The sequence below is a fragment of the Qaidamihabitans albus genome (assembly GCF_016464705.1).
In the GTDB taxonomy this organism is placed as follows: Bacteria; Actinomycetota; Actinomycetes; order Mycobacteriales; family Pseudonocardiaceae; genus Qaidamihabitans; species Qaidamihabitans albus.
This window is the reverse complement of the sequence record NZ_JAEHOB010000009.1, coordinates 223057-241623: the sequence shown is the minus strand read 5'-3', so window position 1 is coordinate 241623 and position 18567 is coordinate 223057. Positions and strand designations below refer to the sequence as shown.

Annotated in this window: 19 protein-coding genes; 16 read left to right on the top strand and 3 right to left on the bottom strand. The window is 72.3% G+C overall.

What is annotated here, in order from left to right:
* Positions 1-56 precede the first annotated feature (56 nt).
* From JAP66_RS19285 to aroQ, 5 genes are read left to right on the top strand one after another with little or no spacing between them, the layout of a single operon-like run.
* On the top strand, positions 57-728 hold the full coding sequence (locus JAP66_RS19285; protein WP_307849623.1) for a prepilin peptidase: 672 nt from the start codon (positions 57-59) through the stop codon (positions 726-728).
* A gap of 33 nt (positions 729-761) precedes the next feature.
* The gene (gene aroC, locus JAP66_RS19280) at positions 762-1949 is read left to right on the top strand and encodes a chorismate synthase (protein ID WP_199433173.1); all 1188 of its coding nucleotides are present in this window, start codon (positions 762-764) and stop codon (positions 1947-1949) included.
* A complete protein-coding gene (locus JAP66_RS19275) occupies positions 1946-2455 on the top strand; it encodes a shikimate kinase (protein WP_443706211.1) in 510 nt (169 codons plus the stop codon). The genes aroC and JAP66_RS19275 overlap by 4 nt, the downstream gene beginning before the upstream one ends.
* A gap of 19 nt (positions 2456-2474) precedes the next feature.
* Positions 2475-3581 (top strand): 3-dehydroquinate synthase, encoded by a 1107-nt coding sequence (aroB, locus tag JAP66_RS19270; protein ID WP_199433171.1) that lies wholly within the window; start codon positions 2475-2477, stop codon positions 3579-3581.
* Positions 3578-4012 carry a type II 3-dehydroquinate dehydratase gene (gene aroQ / locus JAP66_RS19265; protein ID WP_199433170.1) on the top strand — a complete coding sequence of 145 codons (435 nt, stop codon included), beginning with the start codon at positions 3578-3580 and terminating at the stop codon, positions 4010-4012. Before aroB ends, aroQ begins: the two co-directional genes overlap by 4 nt.
* A 239-nt stretch (positions 4013-4251) precedes the next feature.
* On the opposite strand, the gene JAP66_RS19260 is transcribed toward aroQ, so the two are convergent.
* Entirely contained in the window at positions 4252-4839 is a 588-nt protein-coding gene (locus JAP66_RS19260) for an ArsR/SmtB family transcription factor (RefSeq protein ID WP_199433169.1), read from the bottom strand.
* A 146-nt stretch (positions 4840-4985) separates the two neighbouring features.
* Here JAP66_RS19260 and JAP66_RS19255 point away from each other — a divergent pair, with 146 nt between their 5' ends.
* Entirely contained in the window at positions 4986-6500 is a 1515-nt protein-coding gene (locus tag JAP66_RS19255) for a glycoside hydrolase family protein (protein ID WP_199433168.1), read from the top strand.
* On the opposite strand, the gene JAP66_RS19250 is transcribed toward JAP66_RS19255, so the two are convergent.
* Entirely contained in the window at positions 6464-6928 is a 465-nt protein-coding gene (locus JAP66_RS19250) for a B-4DMT family transporter (protein WP_199433167.1), read from the bottom strand. The two genes, JAP66_RS19255 and JAP66_RS19250, sit on opposite strands and share 37 nt — an antisense overlap.
* Positions 6929-6981: 53 nt before the next feature.
* Between JAP66_RS19250 and JAP66_RS19245 the strand changes: the two genes are divergently transcribed.
* Genes JAP66_RS19245 through nusB form a run of 3 tightly spaced genes read left to right on the top strand, consistent with a single transcriptional unit; the run spans position 6982 to position 9139 of the window.
* Positions 6982-8079: a M24 family metallopeptidase gene (locus tag JAP66_RS19245; RefSeq protein WP_199433166.1), complete on the top strand. Its 1098-nt coding sequence runs from the start codon at positions 6982-6984 to the stop codon at positions 8077-8079.
* A gap of 38 nt (positions 8080-8117) precedes the next feature.
* A complete protein-coding gene (efp, locus tag JAP66_RS19240) occupies positions 8118-8681 on the top strand; it encodes an elongation factor P (protein WP_199433165.1) in 564 nt (187 codons plus the stop codon).
* A gap of 8 nt (positions 8682-8689) precedes the next feature.
* Positions 8690-9139 (top strand): transcription antitermination factor NusB, encoded by a 450-nt coding sequence (gene nusB, locus JAP66_RS19235; RefSeq protein ID WP_199433164.1) that lies wholly within the window; start codon positions 8690-8692, stop codon positions 9137-9139.
* Between the two features lie 80 nt (positions 9140-9219).
* On the opposite strand, the gene bldD is transcribed toward nusB, so the two are convergent.
* Complete coding sequence (gene bldD, locus JAP66_RS19230; RefSeq protein WP_020422358.1) at positions 9220-9708, bottom strand: transcriptional regulator BldD; 489 nt, start codon at positions 9706-9708, stop codon at positions 9220-9222.
* Between the two features lie 255 nt (positions 9709-9963).
* Between bldD and pyrR the strand changes: the two genes are divergently transcribed.
* Genes pyrR through pyrF form a run of 7 tightly spaced genes read left to right on the top strand, consistent with a single transcriptional unit; the run spans position 9964 to position 18567 of the window.
* Positions 9964-10557 (top strand): bifunctional pyr operon transcriptional regulator/uracil phosphoribosyltransferase PyrR, encoded by a 594-nt coding sequence (gene pyrR, locus JAP66_RS19225; protein ID WP_199433163.1) that lies wholly within the window; start codon positions 9964-9966, stop codon positions 10555-10557.
* Entirely contained in the window at positions 10554-11492 is a 939-nt protein-coding gene (locus JAP66_RS19220) for an aspartate carbamoyltransferase catalytic subunit (RefSeq protein WP_199433162.1), read from the top strand. The genes pyrR and JAP66_RS19220 overlap by 4 nt, the downstream gene beginning before the upstream one ends.
* Positions 11489-12778, top strand: coding sequence for a dihydroorotase (locus JAP66_RS19215; RefSeq protein ID WP_199433161.1), 1290 nt, complete (start codon positions 11489-11491; stop codon positions 12776-12778). The genes JAP66_RS19220 and JAP66_RS19215 overlap by 4 nt, the downstream gene beginning before the upstream one ends.
* Positions 12778-13269 carry a PH-like domain-containing protein gene (locus JAP66_RS19210; RefSeq protein WP_199433160.1) on the top strand — a complete coding sequence of 164 codons (492 nt, stop codon included), beginning with the start codon at positions 12778-12780 and terminating at the stop codon, positions 13267-13269. The genes JAP66_RS19215 and JAP66_RS19210 overlap by 1 nt, the downstream gene beginning before the upstream one ends.
* Positions 13266-14390, top strand: coding sequence for a glutamine-hydrolyzing carbamoyl-phosphate synthase small subunit (gene carA / locus JAP66_RS19205; RefSeq protein WP_199433159.1), 1125 nt, complete (start codon positions 13266-13268; stop codon positions 14388-14390). The genes JAP66_RS19210 and carA overlap by 4 nt, the downstream gene beginning before the upstream one ends.
* Positions 14390-17728: a carbamoyl-phosphate synthase large subunit gene (gene carB, locus JAP66_RS19200; protein ID WP_199433158.1), complete on the top strand. Its 3339-nt coding sequence runs from the start codon at positions 14390-14392 to the stop codon at positions 17726-17728. Before carA ends, carB begins: the two co-directional genes overlap by 1 nt.
* A complete protein-coding gene (pyrF, locus tag JAP66_RS19195; protein WP_199433157.1) occupies positions 17725-18567 on the top strand; it encodes an orotidine-5'-phosphate decarboxylase in 843 nt (280 codons plus the stop codon). Before carB ends, pyrF begins: the two co-directional genes overlap by 4 nt.

The following is an 18567-nucleotide window of genomic DNA, read 5'->3' as shown; positions in this document are numbered from 1 at the left end:
GCTGTCGCTCCGCTTCGTGCTTGCTCTGCCCGCCGAGCTGGGCGGACGCTCGCTGGGTGTACTGGGAACTGGTGTTCGCCGTTGCCGGCTTCGGCCTTGCCGGTTTCGGCGTCGGCCGGGCCGGTGGCCGGGTGCCTGCGCGGGCCCAGCCACCGGCCGCCGTGCCCGGCCGGTGGTGCGCGGCGGGCACCGCCGTGCTGTGGTCGGCGGTGGGCTGGCGGTGGTGTGCGGGCGGCTGGCCCGGCTGGTGGCTGCCCGTGCCGCTCGTCGTCACCGCCCTGGCCGTTCCGCTGGCGCTGGCCGATCTGCTCCACCGGCGGCTGCCCGACGTGCTGACCCTGCCCGCGTACCCGCTCGCGGGTGCGGCACTTGGCGTCGCGGCGGCCGCGGGGCCGGGTGGCGGCCTGCTCGTGCGAGCCGCTCCGGCCGCCGTGCTGTTCGCCGGTGCGCACGTCCTGGTGCACGCGGCCGCGCCCGCCGCGCTGGGCGCGGGCGATGTGAAGCTGTCGGGCAGCCTCGGCGTGGTGCTCGGCGCGACCGGCTGGCAGGCCCTCGTGGTCGTCGCGTGCCTGGCGGCGGCGATCACACTGGGCCTTGCCGTCGCCGTGGCGCTCCTGCGCGTGCGCCGCTGGCGCGGGGCGGTGCCGCACGGGCCGGGTCTTCTGGCGGCCACCTGCCTGGTCGCGGTGTTTCCCGGTGCCGGGCTGGGGGTGGGCATGGGCAGCTGAAACGAGAACACGCCCACGTGACAGGATCGTTGCGTGTTGCGCTGGATAACCGCTGGTGAATCGCACGGCCCCGCCCTGGCCGCGGTTCTCGAGGGCATGGTCGCCGGGGTCGAGATCACGACGGCCGACGTGGGCGAGCAACTCGCGCGCAGGCGGCTCGGCTTCGGCCGGAGCCCGCGCATGGGTTTCGAGACCGACCGGATCGAGTTCGTCGGCGGCGTCCGGCACGGCCGCACGCAGGGCGGGCCGGTCGCGGTGCAGATCGAGAACGCCGAGTGGCCGAAGTGGGAGAAGGTGATGGCGGCCGACCCGGTCGATCCCGCCGAGCTGGAGGGCCTGGCCCGCAACGAGCCGCTCACCAGGCCCCGGCCCGGTCACGCAGACCTGCCCGGAATGCAGAAGTACGGGTTCGACGAGGCGCGGCCCGTGCTGGAGCGGGCGAGCGCACGGGAGACGGCGTCGCGCACGGCGCTGGGCACCGTCGCGCGGGCGTATCTGCGGCAGCTGCTCGGCGCCGAGGTGATCAGCCACGTGGTGTCCATCGGCGGCGCGCGGGCTCCGGAGGGACCGCTGCCCGGGCCGGGCGACCTGGCGGCGATCGACGAGAGCCAGGTCCGCGCCTTCGGCGACGCGGCGACCGAAGCCATGGTCGCCGAGGTCGACGCGGTCCGGAAAGCCGGTGACACGGTCGGCGGGGTCATCGAGGTGATCGTCTACGGGCTGCCGCCAGGGCTCGGCTCGCACGTGCACTGGGACCGCAGGCTCGACTCGCGGCTGGCCGGCGCGCTGATGGGCGTGCAGGCGATGAAGGGCATCGAGGTAGGCGACGGGTTCACCACGGCGAGCCGCTGGGGCAGCAAGGCGCACGACGAGATCGACCCCGGCTCCGGTGCCACCGGCGTCACCCGGCGCTCGAACCGGGCCGGTGGTCTCGAAGGCGGGATGACCAACGGTGAGCCGCTGCGGGTCCGGGTCGCGATGAAGCCGATCTCCACGGTGCCTCGCGCACTGGCCACGGTGGACGTCGCGACCGGGGAGCCTGCGGTGGCGATCCACCAGCGTTCCGACGTGTGCGCGGTGCCGAGGGCCGGTGTCGTGCTCGAATCCGTGGTGGCGCTCGTGCTCGCCGACGCCGCGCTGGAGAAGTTCGGCGGCGACTCGCTCGCCGAGAGCAGGCGCAACGCCGACTCCTACCTGCGTTCGCTGGAGGAACGTCGGTGATGCCGCGCGCCGTTCTCGTGGGACCGCCCGGATCGGGCAAGTCCTCGGTGGGAAGGCTGCTGGCCGAACGGATCGGCGCCGGTTTCCGCGACACGGACGCCGACGTCGTCGCGCGCGCGGGCCGGCCCATCGCGGACATCTTCACCACCGACGGTGAGCCCGCCTTCCGGGCGCTGGAGGAGGAGATGGTCGCCCTCGCACTCGACGAGCACGACGGCGTGCTGGCGCTGGGCGGCGGCTCCGTGCTGTCACCCGCGACCCGCAAGCGGCTGATCGGGCACACGGTCGTCTTCCTCAACGTCGGGCTGGCCGAAGGAGTCCGCCGGACGGGCATGTCGAGCGCCCGTCCGCTGCTGGCCGGCGTCAACCCGCGGGCGACGTACAAGGAACTTCTGGACGCACGGCTGCCGGTGTACCGGGAGGTCGCCACCGTCGAGGTGGTCACCGACGGGCACAGCGTGGCCGAGGTCGTCGCCGAGATCACGGCGCGGTTGCCGCCACAGTAAAGCCGCAGTAAGGAGCACAATGACCGAGCCGGTCCGCATCGAGGTGAAGACCGCGCAGCCGTACCAGGTGGTGGTGGGCCGCGGCCTGCTGGGCGAGCTGACCGAGGTGGTACGGGACGCCTCGAGGATCGCGGTGATCCACCCGCCGACCCTGACCACCACCGCCGAGGCGATCCGGGCCGAACTGGCCGGGGCGGGTCTCGACGCGCACCGGGTCGAGATCCCGGACGCCGAGGAGGGCAAGGCGTTCTCGGTCGCCTCGTTCTGCTGGGAGGTGCTCGGCCGGATCGGCCTCGACCGACGGGGAGCCGTCGTCGCGCTCGGCGGAGGTGCGGTCACCGACCTCGCCGGGTTCGTCGCCGGCACCTGGATGCGCGGCGTGCGCCTGGTGAACGTGCCCACGACGCTGCTCGGCATGGTGGACGCCGCGGTCGGCGGCAAGACCGGGATCAACACCGACGCCGGCAAGAACCTGGTCGGCGTGTTCCACGAACCGTCGGCCGTACTGGCCGACCTCACGGCGCTGGAGACGCTGCCGCCGAACGAGCTCGTCGCCGGGATGGCCGAGGTGGTCAAGGCGGGGTTCATCGCCGATCCCCGGATCCTCGAACTGATCGAGGCCGAGCCGGCCGCCTCGCTCGACACCCAGGGCGACGTGCTCGGTGAGCTGGTCCGCCGCTCGATCCAGGTGAAGGCCGACGTCGTCGCCGCCGACCTGCGCGAGTCGGGGCCGCGGGAGATCCTCAACTACGGCCACACGCTCGCGCACGCGATCGAGCGCCGCGAACGTTACCGCTGGCGGCACGGCGCGGCGGTGAGCGTCGGCCTGGTCTTCGCGGCCGAGCTCGCGCGGCTCGCCGGGCGGCTCGACGACGCCACCGCCGACCGGCATGCCGCGGTGCTGCGCGCGCTCGGGCTGCCGACCACCTACGACGCCGACGCGCTGCCCCAGTTGCTGGAGGGCATGCGCGGCGACAAGAAGACCCGGTCCGGCACGCTGCGGTTCGTGGTGCTCGACGGTCTCGCCAGGCCAGGCAGGCTGGAGGGCCCTGATCCGTCGCTGCTGGCCGGCGCCTACTCGGCGATCGCGGCCGAGACCGACGGCAACGGGGGAGTGCTGCTGTGAACGTGCTGGTCCTCAACGGGCCCAACCTGGGCAGGCTCGGCAGGCGCGAGCCCGCCGTCTACGGCGCCACCACGCACGACGACCTGGAACGCCTCTGCACCGACGCCGGCAACGAGCTGGGCCTGCGCGTCGAGGTGCGCCAGACCGACCACGAGGGGGAGCTGGTCGGCTGGCTCCACGAGGCCGCCGACGCCGGGTGTCCCGTGGTGCTCAACGCCGGAGCGTGGACGCATTACTCGATCGCCGTTCGCGATGCCGCGGCGCAGCTGACCGCGCCACTGATCGAGCTGCACATCTCGAACGTCCACCGGCGCGAGGAGTTCCGCCACCACAGCGTGCTCTCCGACGTGGCCACCGGCGTGATCGTCGGCCTCGGCGTCGACGGTTACCCGCTGGCCCTGCGATGGCTCGCCGACAACGCCCGCTCGTGAGTGCGCACGCGAGTTCTGACTCGCGTGCGCACTCACGAGCTCGTCAGGCCGCGGGTCGTTTTGTGGCCAGGTGCAGGCCCCATTCGACGAGCAGCCAGCCCAGTCGCTGCCGGCGATTCCGGAGCCGGGGCGGGCGGACCGGCCGGGCGCGACCCCTGTGGGCCGTCGCCAGCAGGTTCGCATGTCTCTGCCGGACCACTGCCTCGGTGAACACGGGATGGGTCATCGGGCCCCCAGTCTCAGCTCGGGTTCGGCCGCTCGGGTGCCACGGTGGTCGCGGCGAAGAGCCGGACCTCGCGTGACCCGGCGGGTCGCAGGTCGGGGTCGGTGAGCCGGTCCCGGTAGCGGTCGACGATCGCCATCAGCTCCTCGCGCACCGCCGCGAGCTCGTCGGCGGTGAGAAAGGTGTTCGAGCTGATCATCCCGATCGTGCGCTGCCACTCGACGGGTTCGAGGCCGTGCCGGCGGATGCGGTCCTTCAGCAACGCCGCCTCGCGGTCGACCAGGGCACCCGCTGCCGCCTCGCCCGCGAGGACGCCCTCCTGCTCCAGGTCGTACAACCGGAAGTCCTGGTTCACGCTGGTGACCCGCCACGGCTTCTCCCGGCCCTCACCGCCGGCAGCCTCCTCGACGAAGCCGTACTTGGCCAGCATGTTCAGGTGGTACGAGCAGCTCGCCACGCTCTGGTCGAGGACGTGCGCGCACCGGGTGGCGGTGGCGGTCCCCTCGGCGGCGATCAGGTCGAGCAGCTCCCAGCGCAGTGGATGGGCCAGGGCACGCAGGCGCCTCGGGTCGCGGATCAGCTCGCGCTCGTCCTTGTCGGGCATGCTTAACAAGGTACCTTTAGAAAGACTCCTTTAGCAAGGCATGCTGCTAACCGCCGTCACCTTTTCGGGTGAGCCACTCGTACACTGGACGCGTTCCAGGCCGGACCCGTTTCCGTGCCGTGGCGGAGGATGGAGGTCCGGTCAGCATGGTCGATGCCGCTCGCCGGGCTCGCCTGTGCGCCGCGGTGCTGGCCGTGCTCGCCCTCGCCGGGGCGGCGGCCTGCAGCTCCGGCCTGCCGCAGGCCGAGGGAGCGCGGCCCGGAGGTGGCGGCGGTGTCGAGCAGGCGCCGCCGGAGCCCGGTCAGCGGACGCTCCTCGTGGACCGGGAGCGGGCCAGTTCCGGTGTCGTCGCGGCGGGTGGCGCGGACGCCGTGTACAACTACGGCCCCACCGTGATGGCCGACGGCGAGCGGGTCCGGATGTGGTGGTGCAGCCAGTACGGCAGCGCGCGGCCACCCGGCGACGACATCCTCCACGCCGAGGCGGACTCACCGGGCGGGCCGTTCACCGGCCGCGGCGGCGGAGCCCCCGGCGCGGTGCTCTCCGGTGAGCCGGGCGGGTTCGACGGCGTGCACACCTGCGATCCGTCGGTGATCCGCGTCGACGGCACCTACTACATGTACTACACCGGCGCGCGCGGCGACCACGCCGTCGGCAACGCGATCGGCCTCGCCACCAGCAGCGACGGGCTGAGCTGGCATCGTGCGGGCGACGGCCCGATCGTCACGCCCGCCCAGGACACGCGAAGGGACAACAGCTACGGCGCGGGACAGCCCGCCGCGGTCTACCTCGACGGCTGGTTCTACCTGATGTTCACCGACACCACCGGCGGCGCGGCCGGCTGGAACGGTGCCGGGCAGTTCCTGCTGCGGGCGAAGGATCCCGCGTTCGGCGCCGGCGTCGAGGCACTGGGGCCGGACGGCTTCGCACCCGTCTCCGGCACCGCCGGACCGCGGACGAGCTCACTGGTCGACGCGTTCAGCGCGGACCTGATGTGGGTCGCCGCGCTCGACGCGTTCGCGATCGCCCACCAGACCGACGGCGGCACCACGATCACCTTCTGGAACCGCGACTTCAGCGCGACGCCGTACCGGCCCGTCGTCATCCCGGGCAGGTGGCAGGAGGGTCCTGGCCTGCTCCGCAGGCCGCAGGGCCACGCGCCGGTCGATCCACTCGACCCGTGCGGGCGGGTCCCGCTCGACGTCGTCCACGCGACGGTGATCGGCTCGGCGAAGGCGCCGACCGACCTGCGCCATTTCGGCATCGACGTGCACGGTCTCGACGCGTGCGCCGAGCCGGAACGGGCGCTCGCCGTGCTGGAAGGGTTCACGATGCCCTCCCCGGCCCGCACGATGGATCTGGTGACCGGCGGCAAGGTGGTGCGGGTCGACCGGCGCTCGGTCGCCACCGTGCTCGCGACCCGCGTGCTCGACGAGCGTCTCCCGGTGCTGGACGAGGTCCCGGTCGCCGCGCGGCTGGCGTCCGGTGCGCGAGCGGTGCGGGCGCCCGGGCTGGGCACGGGCTTCGTCCTGGACGGCGGAACGCTGTGGCCGGTCACCGTGCCGGAGGCCGTGGAACGCAACGACTCCACCGCCGAACCGGTGAGCAGGCCGGAATGGGAGCGCTACGTGGTCGGCTCGACCCTGGGCCCGCGATCCTGAGCCTCCTCGGCTTCCTCTTCCGCCCGTTCGCTCCGGCGGGGCGTGCCGAGCCTGCGGCCCACCAGCAGTCCGGCGCCCGCCGGCACCAGCACCAGCAGCGCGGTGAACGCCGCGCCGCCGGTCAGCGCCGAGCCGAGCTCGCTGATGCCGGTGCGGTCGACGAGCACCGCACGGCCGATCACGGTCAGCAGGCCGGAGACCGGTCCGGCGACCAGCGCCGCGATGAACCAGATCCGGCCCGCGTCCACGAGGCCGAGCCAGCCGTCGAGCGCGCTCCACAGCGCGGCCGCACCGACCAGCAGCGCGAGCACCACGGCGGTGATCACGGTGAGATCGGTCGGCCGGAAGACCGCGATCTTGGCGAGCGCGACGGCGGTGGCGGCATGGAGCAGGGCCATGCCGAGTCCGCGGACAACCCAGGACGGCATCCGCCCACTGTAACCCGGCGTGCCGCCCGCGACGCGCCTCCTAGACTGGCCCGGTGCCCGAACTTCATGCCGGCCGCCGGATGGCGCTGCGCGGCCTGCTCCGCGCCGCGGACGTCGACGCTCTGCTGGTGACCGATCTGCTGAACATCCGCTACCTGACCGGATTCACCGGGTCGAACGCGGCGCTGCTCGTGCACGCGGCGGACGACGAGCGAAGCCTGTTCTGCACCGACGGGCGCTACACCGCGCAGGCGGCCGCCGAGGTGCCCGACCTGGAACGGGTCCTCGACCGGGCGAGCGCGCAGGCGTTGCTCGGCCGGGCCGCCGCGCACCCTGACCGCTACCGGTGCACGGGCTTCGAGAGCCAGCACGTGAGCGTCGAGCGGTTCGACGAGCTCGGCGCCGCCGCGGAGGGTATCGAGCTGCGCCGCGCCCCCGGGCTGGTCGAGCGGCTGCGCGTGGTGAAGGACGAGACCGAGGTGGAGGCGCTGCGCACGGCGTGTGCGGCGGCCGACCGGGCGCTTGCCGATCTGCTCGAACACGGCGGGCTCCGGCCGGGCCGCACGGAGCGCGAGGTGGCCAGGGACCTGGAGAACCGCATGCTCGACTTCGGCTCCGAAGGCGCGTCGTTCCCTTCGATCGTGGCAGCCGGCGCCAACTCCGCGATCCCGCACCACCGGCCCACCGGCACGCCGCTGGCCGCGGGCGACCTCGTCAAACTGGACTTCGGCGCCGTCGTGGACGGATACCACTCCGACATGACCCGCACCGTCGTGCTCGGCGAACCCGCGGCGTGGCAGCGGGACCTGCACGAGCTGGTCCACACGGCGCAGGCGGCGGGCTGCGCGGCCGTGCGGCCCGCCGCCGAGGTGGTGGCGGTGGACCGGGCGGCGCGGAAGGTGATTGAGCGCGCCGGGCACGCGGATGAGTTCTCCCACGGCCTCGGCCACGGCGTCGGGCTGCAGGTGCACGAGGCACCGAGCCTCGCCGCGACCGCCGTCGGTACACTGGCCGCCGGTATGGCGGTCACCGTCGAGCCAGGCGTCTACCTCGCCGGCCGCGGTGGCGTGCGCATCGAGGACACGCTCGTCGTGCGGGAAGGCACTCCCGAGCTCCTCACCCTGAGCACGAAGGAACTCGTGGTCGTCTAGAACGCGGCCCGCCCGAACACACAGGAGATCTCACACTCGTGGCCACCACCAACGACCTGAAGAACGGCGTCGTCCTCAAACTGGACGGCCAGCTCTGGTCCGTCGTGAACTTCCAGCACGTCAAGCCGGGCAAGGGCGGTGCGTTCGTGCGCACCACGCTCAAGCACGTGCTCTCCGGCAAGGTGGTGGACAAGACGTTCAACGCCGGTACCAAGGTCGACACCGCGACCGTGGACCGCCGCACGATGACCTACCTCTACAACGACGGCACCGACTACGTGTTCATGGACGGCGAGACGTTCGACCAGATCACCGTGCCGCAGGAGGTCGTCGGGGACAGCGCCGACTACCTGCTGGAGAACAGCGAAGCACAGGTGGCGATGCACGAGGGCAACCCGCTCTACGTGGAGCTGCCGGCCTCCGTCGAGCTGGTGATCGAGCACACCGACCCGGGCCTGCAGGGCGACCGCTCCACGGGCGGCAGCAAGCCGGCCCGGCTGGAGACCGGCGCCGAGGTGCAGGTGCCGCTGTTCGTCACCACCGGCGAGAAGATCAAGGTCGACACCAGGGACGGCCGTTACCTCGGCCGTTCCTCCAGCTGAGCCCGTTCGTGAACGCGGACGACACCCCCCGGCGCGGCTCCACCGGCCGCCGCGCGTCCCGCAGGCGCGCCGTCGAGATCCTGTACGAGGCGGCGCAGCGTGCCGCCGACCCGGTCACGTTGCTGTCGGAGCGGGTCGGCGCCACCGGGGCCGAACCGATCGGCGACTACACGATCACCCTGGTGGAAGGCGTGAGCGCGCAGCGCGAGCACATCGACGAGGTGCTCGCCGAGCACGCGCAGGGCTGGTCCCTGACCCGCATGCCGCCGGTCGATCTGGCCGTCCTGCGGCTCGGGGTCTACGAGCTGCTCTGGGCGTCCGACGTGCCGGACCCGGTCGCGATCGACGAGGCGGTCGGGCTGGCCAGGGAACTGTCGACCGAGGACTCGCCGCGCTTCGTCAACGGTGTGCTCGGCCGCATCGGCAACATCGCCGACCGGCTGCGCGCGGTTCTCTAGCGCCCGGTGCCCCACGGCGTCGTGAGTGGCGACAAGCGTTCTAACTCGCGTGCGCACTCACGACCCCGGGCCCCGTGCTGTCAGTCTTCCTTCGCCGGGCGTGCCTCCGGCGGCAGCACCCCCCAGTCGATCAGCTGCTCGGTGAGCTCGCCGGGCGTCATGTCGTAGATGATCGCCAGCGACCGCAGGTCCTCGGTGCGGATCGAGAGCACCTTGCCGTTGTAGTCGCCGCGCTGGCTCTGGATCGTCGCCGCGTAGCGCGCGAGCGGGCCGACCTTCTCCGCAGGCAGTTGCTGGAGCCGTTCCAGGTTGATCACGATCTTGGTGGCTGGCTCGGCGCCGGATGGCACCCTGCCCTCGGGCAGCAACTCGACCACCGGTACCCCGTAGAAGTCGGCCAGCTCGGCGAGCTTCTGGACGGTCACGGCGCGGTCGCCGCGCTCGTAGGAACCGACGACGACCGCCTTCCAGCGCCCGCCGGACTTCTGCTCGACTCCGTGCAGGGACAGGCCCTGCTGCTGGCGGATCCCGCGGAGCTTCGCCCCGAGCGCCTTGGCGTAATCGCCCATGTGGTGGTTCTCCGTTTCCTCGCCCGTTCGGCCCGGATGACCGACAGGGGACTCCTGAGTCGAATACTCAGAGTAATGGTTACTCGTTGTCGTCACCAGGTCAAGCAGATCATTGCTGGCTGCGTTGTGGACGTCGGCACACCACCCGGAAGATTGAGCCCGCCGGCCTGCTACTGTCTGTGCGATCGCCCAGCGAATCCGGGTGGTCGACATCCTTTAAGGACCCGTCCAGTGAGGCGGGGAAGGAGGTCCACCGTGGCGCCACGTCCACGTGGCGCGGCGGAACCGGCCGCCGAGCGCGAGCTGCTCTCGGCCGGCGATGTCGCGCGCACCATCGCTCGAATGGCCCATCAGGTCATCGAGAAGACCGCACTCGGTGCGGGCCCGGATGCCCCACCCGTGTTGCTGGGCATACCCACGAGGGGAACACCCCTCGCCACGCGGCTCGGCGTCAGGATCGGCGAGTTCTCCGGCATCGCCGTGCCCACCGGGGCGCTCGACGTCACGCTCTACCGGGACGACCTGCGGCGCAGGCCCACCCGGCCGCTGGAGCAGACCCAGGTTCCCGAGGGCGGCATCGACGACCGGGTGGTCGTGCTCGTCGACGACGTGCTCTACTCCGGTCGCACCATCCGCGCCGCGCTCGACGCCCTGCGCGACCACGGCAGGCCGCGTTCCGTCCAGCTCGCCGTCCTCGTCGACCGGGGCCATCGTGAGCTGCCGATCCGCGCCGACTACGTGGGCAAGAACGTGCCGACCTCGCGCAGTGAGGACGTCTCGGTGCTGCTCACCGAGGTGGACGGGCGTGACGCGGTCCTGCTCAGGGAGACCGGGGAGCAACGGCGATGAGGCACCTGCTGACCACCGACGGGCTGGACCTCGCCGACGCGACCGCCGTGCTGGACACCGCCGACGAGCTCAAGCGCACGCTGCTCGGCCGCGAGGTCCGCAAGCTGCCCACGCTGCGCGGCCGCACCGTCATCACGATGTTCTACGAGAGCTCGACGCGCACGCGGGTGTCCTTCGAGCTCGCCGGCAAGTGGATGAGCGCCGACGTGGTGAACGTCTCGGCGGGCGGGTCCTCGGTCGGCAAGGGGGAGTCGCTGCGGGACACCGCGCTGACCCTCGCCGCGGCAGGAGCGGACTGCGTGATCGTTCGCCATCCCGCGTCGGGAGCGGCGCACCGGCTGGCAGGCTGGCTCGCCGAGGCCGGGACCTCGGTGGTCAACGCCGGTGACGGTACCCACCAGCACCCGACCCAGGCCCTGCTCGACGCCGCGACGCTGCGCGAGCGGCTCGGCGACCTGGCGGGCAGGCGGATCGCGATCGTCGGCGACGTGCTGCACAGCCGCGTCGCCCGGTCGAACGTGCACCTGCTCGCCACGCTGGGCGCCGAGGTGGTGCTCGTCGCCCCGCCGACGCTGTTGCCCGCCGGGGTGGCCGGCTGGCCGGTCACCGTCTCGCACGAGCTGGACGCGGAGCTGCCCGCCGTCGACGCGGTGATGATGCTGCGCGTGCAGGCCGAGCGGATGCACGGCAGCTACTTCCCCTCGGCCAGGGAGTACTCGATCTCCTACGGGCTGAGCGAGGCGCGCCTGCGGCTGCTGCCCGAGCACGCCGTCGTGCTGCACCCGGGGCCGATGCTGCGTGGCATGGAGATCGCCTCGGCCGTCGCCGACGCGCCGCAGGCCGCGATCACCGAGCAGGTCCGCAACGGCGTGCACGTGCGGATGGCGGTGCTCTACCACCTGCTCGCGGGAGAAGAAGAAGGACGAGGGTCATGAGCCGGGTACTGATCAAGGGCGCGCGGTGTTACGGCGAGGGCGACCCGGTCGACGTGCTGATCGCCGACGGAGTCATCGCCGAGATCGGTTCGCCGGAGGCGGCCGGGGACACCGAGGTGATCGACGCCCGCGGGCAGGTGCTGCTGCCCGGCTTCGTCGACCTGCACACGCATCTGCGCGAGCCCGGCCGGGAGGACACCGAGACCGTGGAGAGCGGTTCCGCCGCCGCCGCGCTGGGCGGCTACACGGCCGTGTTCGCGATGGCCAACACGGATCCGGTGGCCGACAACGCCGTGGTGGTCGAGCACGTGTGGCGCCGGGGCCGGGAGACGGGGCTCGTCGACGTCCATCCGGTCGGCGCCGTCACGGTGGGGCTGGCCGGTGAACGGCTCGCCGAGCTTGGCACGATGGCCAGGTCGGAGGCCGGGGTGCGGATCTTCTCCGACGACGGCCACTGCGTGGCCGATCCGCTGCTCATGCGCAGGGCGCTGGAGTACTCGACCTCGCTCGGCGTGCTCGTCGCGCAGCACGCCGAGGAGCCCAGGCTCACCGTCGGCGCGCAGGCGCACGAGGGCGAGCGGGCCGCGCGGTTCGGCTACACCGGCTGGCCGGCCTCGGCGGAGGAGTCCATCGTGGCGCGGGACTGCATCCTCGCCCGGCACGCAGGGGCCCGGCTGCACGTCTGTCACGTTTCCACCACCGGGACGGTCGACGTGCTGAGCTGGGCCAAGGAGCGCGGCACCCGTGTCTCGGCCGAGGTCACCCCGCATCACCTGCTGCTCACCGACGAGCGGCTGGCCACCTACGACCCGGTGAACAAGGTGAACCCGCCGCTGCGGGCCGACGCGGACGTGGAGCGGATGCGGCAGGCGCTGGCCGACGGCGTGCTCGACTGCGTGGCGACCGACCACGCGCCGCACGCGGTACAGGACAAGGACTGCGAGTGGGCCGCGGCGCGGCCGGGAATGCTCGGGCTGCAGACCGCTCTCTCGATCGTCGTGCGGACGATGGTGGAGCCCGGCCTGCTCGACTGGCGTGGTGTGGCGCGCGTGATGAGCGAGCGGCCCGCGGAGATCGCCGGGCTGCCGGACCAGGGCAGGCCGCTGGCCGAGGGCGAGCCGGCGAACGTCGTGCTGGTGGACCCGGAAGCCGGGTGGACCGTGCGCGGCACCGAGCTGGCGAGCATCGCCGCGAACACCCCGTACGAGGGGATGCGGCTGCCCGCCGTGGTGAGCGCCACGCTGCTGCGCGGGCGGATCACGTCGCGCGAGGGGAAGATTGACTGATGGACAGGTTGTTGCTGACGCTGCTGGTCGCGGCGTTCTTCGCGCTGTGCGTGTACGGCATGTGGCGCGGCTGGCGCAGGCAGGCGCGGGCGCAGAGCGTTCGCTACCCGCCGTTCCCGGACGTCCCGGCCGAGCCCGGCGAACCGCTGCTCGAGGCATCCGGGGTCTACGTGGCGACGACCAGTGCGGGGCACTGGCAGGAGCGCGTGGTCACCCGCGGGGCGGGCCTGCGCGCCCGCGCGACGCTGCGCCGCCATGCCGGCGGCATCGCGGTCGAGCGCGCCGGCGCGCCCGCGTTCTGGATCCCGGGTGAGTCCATGGTGGATGTCAAGACCGCCAGGGGGATGGCGGGCAAGGTGATGGGAACGGACAGCCTGCTGGTGTTCACCTGGCGGCTGGGCGACAACGAGCTCGACACCGGTTTCCGCGGTGACGACCTCGACGTCTATCCGGAGTGGATCAAGCAGGTAAAGGGAGGAGCCCAGGTATGACGGGCACGCGGACACCGGCGGCGCTGGTGCTGGAGGACGGGCGGGTCTTCCGCGGCGCGGCCTACGGCGCGCGCGGGCGGACCCTCGGCGAGGTCGTCTTCTGCACGGGAATGACCGGCTACCAGGAGACCCTGACCGACCCGTCGTACCACCGGCAGATCGTGGTGCAGACGGCGCCGCAGATCGGCAACACCGGCTGGAACGACGAGGACGACGAGTCCGCTCGTATCTGGGTCTCCGGTTACGTCCTGCGGGACCCGGCGCGCACGCCGTCGAACTGGCGGTCCACCGGGTCGCTGGACGACGCGCTCGCCGGCCAGGGCGTGGTCGGCGTCTCCGAGGTGGACACCCGCGCGCTCACCCGGCACATCCGCGAGCACGGCGCGATGCGCGCCGGGGTGTTCTCCGGGGACGCGCTCGGTGACACCGGCGACATGGTGCGCGAGGTGCTGGCGAGCCCGCCGATGAAGGGCGCGGACCTGGCGGGCGAGGTGACCACCGCCAGGCCCTACGTGGTGCCCGCGGCAGGCGAGCCGCGTTTCCGGGTGGCGGCGCTGGACCTCGGCATCAAGAGCAACACCCCGCGGGAGCTGAGCCGGCGCGGGATCGACCTGCACGTGCTGCCCGCGGGCAGCGACATCGAGGACGTGCTCGCGGTCGAGCCGGACGGGGTCTTCCTGTCCAACGGACCGGGCGATCCGGAGACGCAGGAGCAGGCGATCGAGCTCACGAAGGCCGTGCTGGGCCGGCAGATCCCGCTGTTCGGAATCTGCTTCGGCAACCAGATCCTCGGCCGCGCACTCGGGCTGGGCACCTACAAGATGCGCTACGGCCATCGTGGGATCAACATCCCGGTGCTGGACGCGGAGACCGGCCGGGTAGCGATCACCGCCCAGAACCACGGGTTCGCACTGGAGGGGGAACCGGGCAGCCGGTTCTCCTCGCCGTTCGGCTCGGCGCGGGTGAGCCACTACTGCGCCAACGACGGCACGGTCGAGGGCATCAGGTGCGACGACGTGCCTGCCTTCTCCGTGCAGTACCACCCCGAGGCCGCCGCAGGCCCGCACGACGCGGCGCCGCTGTTCGACCGGTTCGTGACTCTGATGGAGAAGTCGAAGTAATGCCGAAACGTACTGACATCGAGCACGTGCTCGTGATCGGCTCCGGGCCGATCGTGATCGGACAGGCCGCCGAGTTCGACTACTCGGGCACCCAGGCGTGCCGGGTGCTGCGGTCCGAGGGCCTCAGGGTGAGCCTGGTGAACTCGAACCCCGCCACGATCATGACCGACCCCGAGTTCGCGGACGCGACCTACATCGAGCCGGTCACGCCCGACTTCGTGGAGAAGGTGATCGCGACGGAGAAGGCGCTGGGGCGGCCGGTGGACTCGATCCTGGCCACACTCGGCGGGCAGACCGCGCTGAACTGCGCGGTCGCGCTGCACGAGCGCGGCGTGCTGGAGAAGTACGGCGTCGAGCTGATCGGCGCCGACGTCGAGGCGATCCAGCGTGGCGAGGACCGGCAGAAGTTCAAGGACATCGTGCGCTCCGTCGGCGCCGACGTGCCGCGCAGCGCGGTCTGCCACTCGATGGACGAGGTACGGGAGACGGTCGCCAAGCTCGGCCTGCCCGTGGTGATCCGGCCGTCGTTCACGATGGGCGGGCTCGGCTCGGGCATGGTGCACACGCAGGACGAGCTGGAGCGGATGGCGTCGCTGGGGCTGGAGGAGAGCCCGGTCACCGAGGTGCTCATCGAGGAGAGCGTGCTCGGCTGGAAGGAGTACGAGCTCGAGCTGATGCGCGACCGCCACGACAACGTGGTGGTGGTGTGCTCGATCGAGAACATCGACGCGATGGGCGTGCACACCGGCGACTCGGTGACCGTCGCCCCCGCGATGACGCTGACCGACCGCGAGTACCAGCACATGCGCGATGTCGGCATCGACGTCCTGCGCGAGGTCGGGGTCGACACGGGTGGCTGCAACATCCAGTTCGCGATCAACCCGGCCGACGGCCGGATGGTCGTGATCGAGATGAACCCCCGGGTGTCCCGTTCCTCGGCACTGGCGTCGAAGGCCACCGGCTTCCCGATCGCGAAGATCGCGGCCCGGCTCGCGGTCGGCTACACGCTGGACGAGATCAGCAACGACATCACCGGCGAGACGCCCGCGTCGTTCGAGCCGACGCTGGACTACGTCGTCGTGAAGATGCCGAGGTTCGCGTTCGAGAAGTTCCCCGGCGCGGACCCGACGCTGACCACGACGATGAAGAGCGTCGGCGAGGCCATGTCGATCGGCCGCAGCTTCCCGGAGGCGCTCGGCAAGGCGATGCGCTCGGTCGAGACGAAGGCGGTCGGCTTCTGGACGGTGCCCGACCCGGAGGGCGCCACCCTGGAGTCGACGCTGGAGGAGCTGCGCACCCCGCGGGACGCCCGGCTGTACGCGGTGGAAAGGGCGCTGCGGCTCGGGGCGACCGTGGCTCAGGTGCACGAGGCCAGCGGCATCGACCCCTGGTTCGTCGACCAGATCGCACTGATCGGCGAGGTCGGGGCCGAGGTGCGGGACGCGCCGGTGCTGGACGCGGACCTGCTGCGGCGGGCCAAGCGCACCGGGCTGTCCGACCGGCAGCTCGCGGCGCTGCGGCCGGAGCTGGCCGGCGAGGACGGGGTGCGGGCGCTACGGCACCGGCTGGGTGTGCGCCCGGTGTTCAAGACCGTGGACACCTGCGCCGCCGAGTTCCCCGCGAAGACGCCGTACCACTACTCGGCCTACGAGGGGGACCCCGACTCCTCGGAGTCGGAGGTGGCGCCGCAGCCGGACCGGCCGAAGGTGCTGATCCTGGGCTCGGGGCCCAACCGCATCGGGCAGGGCATCGAGTTCGACTACTCGTGCGTGCACGCCGCGCTGGCGCTGCGCGAGGCCGGCTTCGAAGCCGTGATGGTCAACTGCAACCCGGAGACGGTCTCCACCGACTACGACACCTCGGACCGGCTGTACTTCGAGCCGCTGACGTTCGAGGACGTGCTGGAGGTCGTGCACGCCGAGCGGGAGTCGGGGACCGTCGCCGGGGTGATCGTGCAGCTGGGCGGGCAGACCCCGCTGGGGCTGGCGCAGCGGCTGGCCGACGCGGGCGTGCGGATCGTTGGCACCCCGCCGGAGGCGATCCACCTGGCCGAGGACCGGGGCGCGTTCGGCGACGTGCTGGTCGGTGCCGGACTGCCCGCGCCCAAGTACGGCATGGCCACCTCGTTCGAGGGCGCCAAGCGCGTCGCCGACGAGATCGGCTACCCGGTGCTCGTGCGGCCCTCCTACGTGCTCGGTGGCCGCGGCATGGAGATCGTCTACGACGAGCCCTCGCTGGAGGGCTACATCGCCAGGGCCACCGAGGTCACTCCCGAGCACCCGGTGCTGGTGGACCGCTTCCTGGACGACGCGATCGAGATCGACGTCGACGCGCTCTACGACGGCGAGCAGCTCTACCTCGGCGGCGTGATGGAGCACATCGAGGAGGCCGGGATCCACTCCGGCGACTCGGCGTGCGCGCTGCCGCCGATCACCCTCGGCCGCACCGACCTGGACACCGTGCGAACCTCCACCGAGGCGATCGCCCGCGGCGTCGGCGTCCGGGGGCTGCTCAACGTGCAGTACGCGCTCAAGGACGACGTGCTCTACGTCCTTGAGGCCAACCCGCGTGCCTCACGCACCGTGCCGTTCGTCTCCAAGGCGACGGCCGTCCCGCTCGCGAAGGCCGCCGCGCTGATCATGACCGGCTCGTCGATCGGCGAGCTGCGGGAGCGCGGCATCCTGCCCGCCGAGGGCGACGGCGGGCATCTGCCGGTCGACTCGCCGGTGGCGGTCAAGGAGGCCGTGCTGCCGTTCCACCGCTTCCGCACCCCCGAGGGGCACGGTGTCGACTCGCTGCTCGGGCCGGAGATGAAGTCCACCGGCGAGGTGATGGGCGTCGACACGTCCTTCGGCACCGCCTTCGCCAAGTCCCAGGCGGGCGCGTACGGCTCGCTGCCGACGCACGGCAAGGTGTTCGTCTCGGTGGCCAACCGCGACAAGCGCTCGCTGGTCTTCCCGGTCAAGCGGCTGGCCGATCTCGGCTTCGACGTCCTCGCCACGTCCGGCACCGCGGAAGTGCTTCGCCGCAACGGGATCCCGTGCACCGTCGTGCGCAAGTACTCGGAGGGCGCCACGGAAGAGCCCGCCGGGCCGAACATCGTCCAGGTGATCCTCGACGGTGGCGTGGACATGGTGATCAACACGCCGTACGGCAACAGCGGGCCCCGCATCGACGGCTACGAGATCCGCACGGCGGCGGTCTCGCGGGACATCCCGTGCGTCACGACCGTGCAGGGCGCGGCGGCTGCCGTGCACGGCATCGAGGCACTCATCCGCGGCGATATCGGCGTGTGCTCCATCCAGGAGCTCCAGGCGACGATGCGGGCCAAGCGGTGACGGAGAGGGCCGGGACGTTCGGCCGGCGGCTGGCGGCCGCGGTGGCGGCCCGCGGGCCGCTGTGCGCCGGGGTGGACCCGCATCCGGAGCTGCTGCGGGCGTGGGAACTGCCCGCCGACGCGAGCGGGCTGGAACGCTTCGCGCTCACCGCGACGGAGGTGCTGGCCGGGCAGGTGGCCGTGCTCAAGCCGCAGTCGGCCTTCTTCGAGTGTTACGGTTCGGCCGGGATCGCCGTGCTCGAGCGGGTCGTCGCGCGTGCCCGGGACGCGGGCGCACTGGTGCTTCTGGACGTCAAGCGGGGCGACATCGGCTCCACGATGGCGGCGTACGCGGCGGCCTACCTCACCGACGGTGCGCCGCTCGCCGCCGACGCGATCACCGTGTCGCCCTTCCTCGGCTTCGGCTCGCTGGAGCCGGCACTGACGGCCGCCCGCGCGTCGGGCCGGGGCGTGTTCGTCCTCGCCCGTACGTCCAATCCCGACGGCGGCCCGGTCCAGACCGCCGTGCCACCGAACGGTTCCACCGTCGCACAGTCCATTGTGGATTCCGCTGCGGAGCGCAACTCGGGTGTGGCCCCGGTCGGCGACGTCGGCGTCGTGGTGGGGGCCACGAACGCGCCGGGGGAGCTGGATCTGACGGCGCTCAACGGGCCGGTCCTTGCGCCGGGTTACGGAGCACAGGGGGCGGGTGCCGCGGACCTCGCCCGTCTCTTCGGCGGCTCGGCCCGGAACGTGCTGCCTGCCTCGTCGCGGGACATCCTCCGGCACGGACCCGACCCGACGGCGCTGCGCGCGGCCGTGCGGCGCGCACAGGACGCGCTCGCCAGCCTACCGGCATAG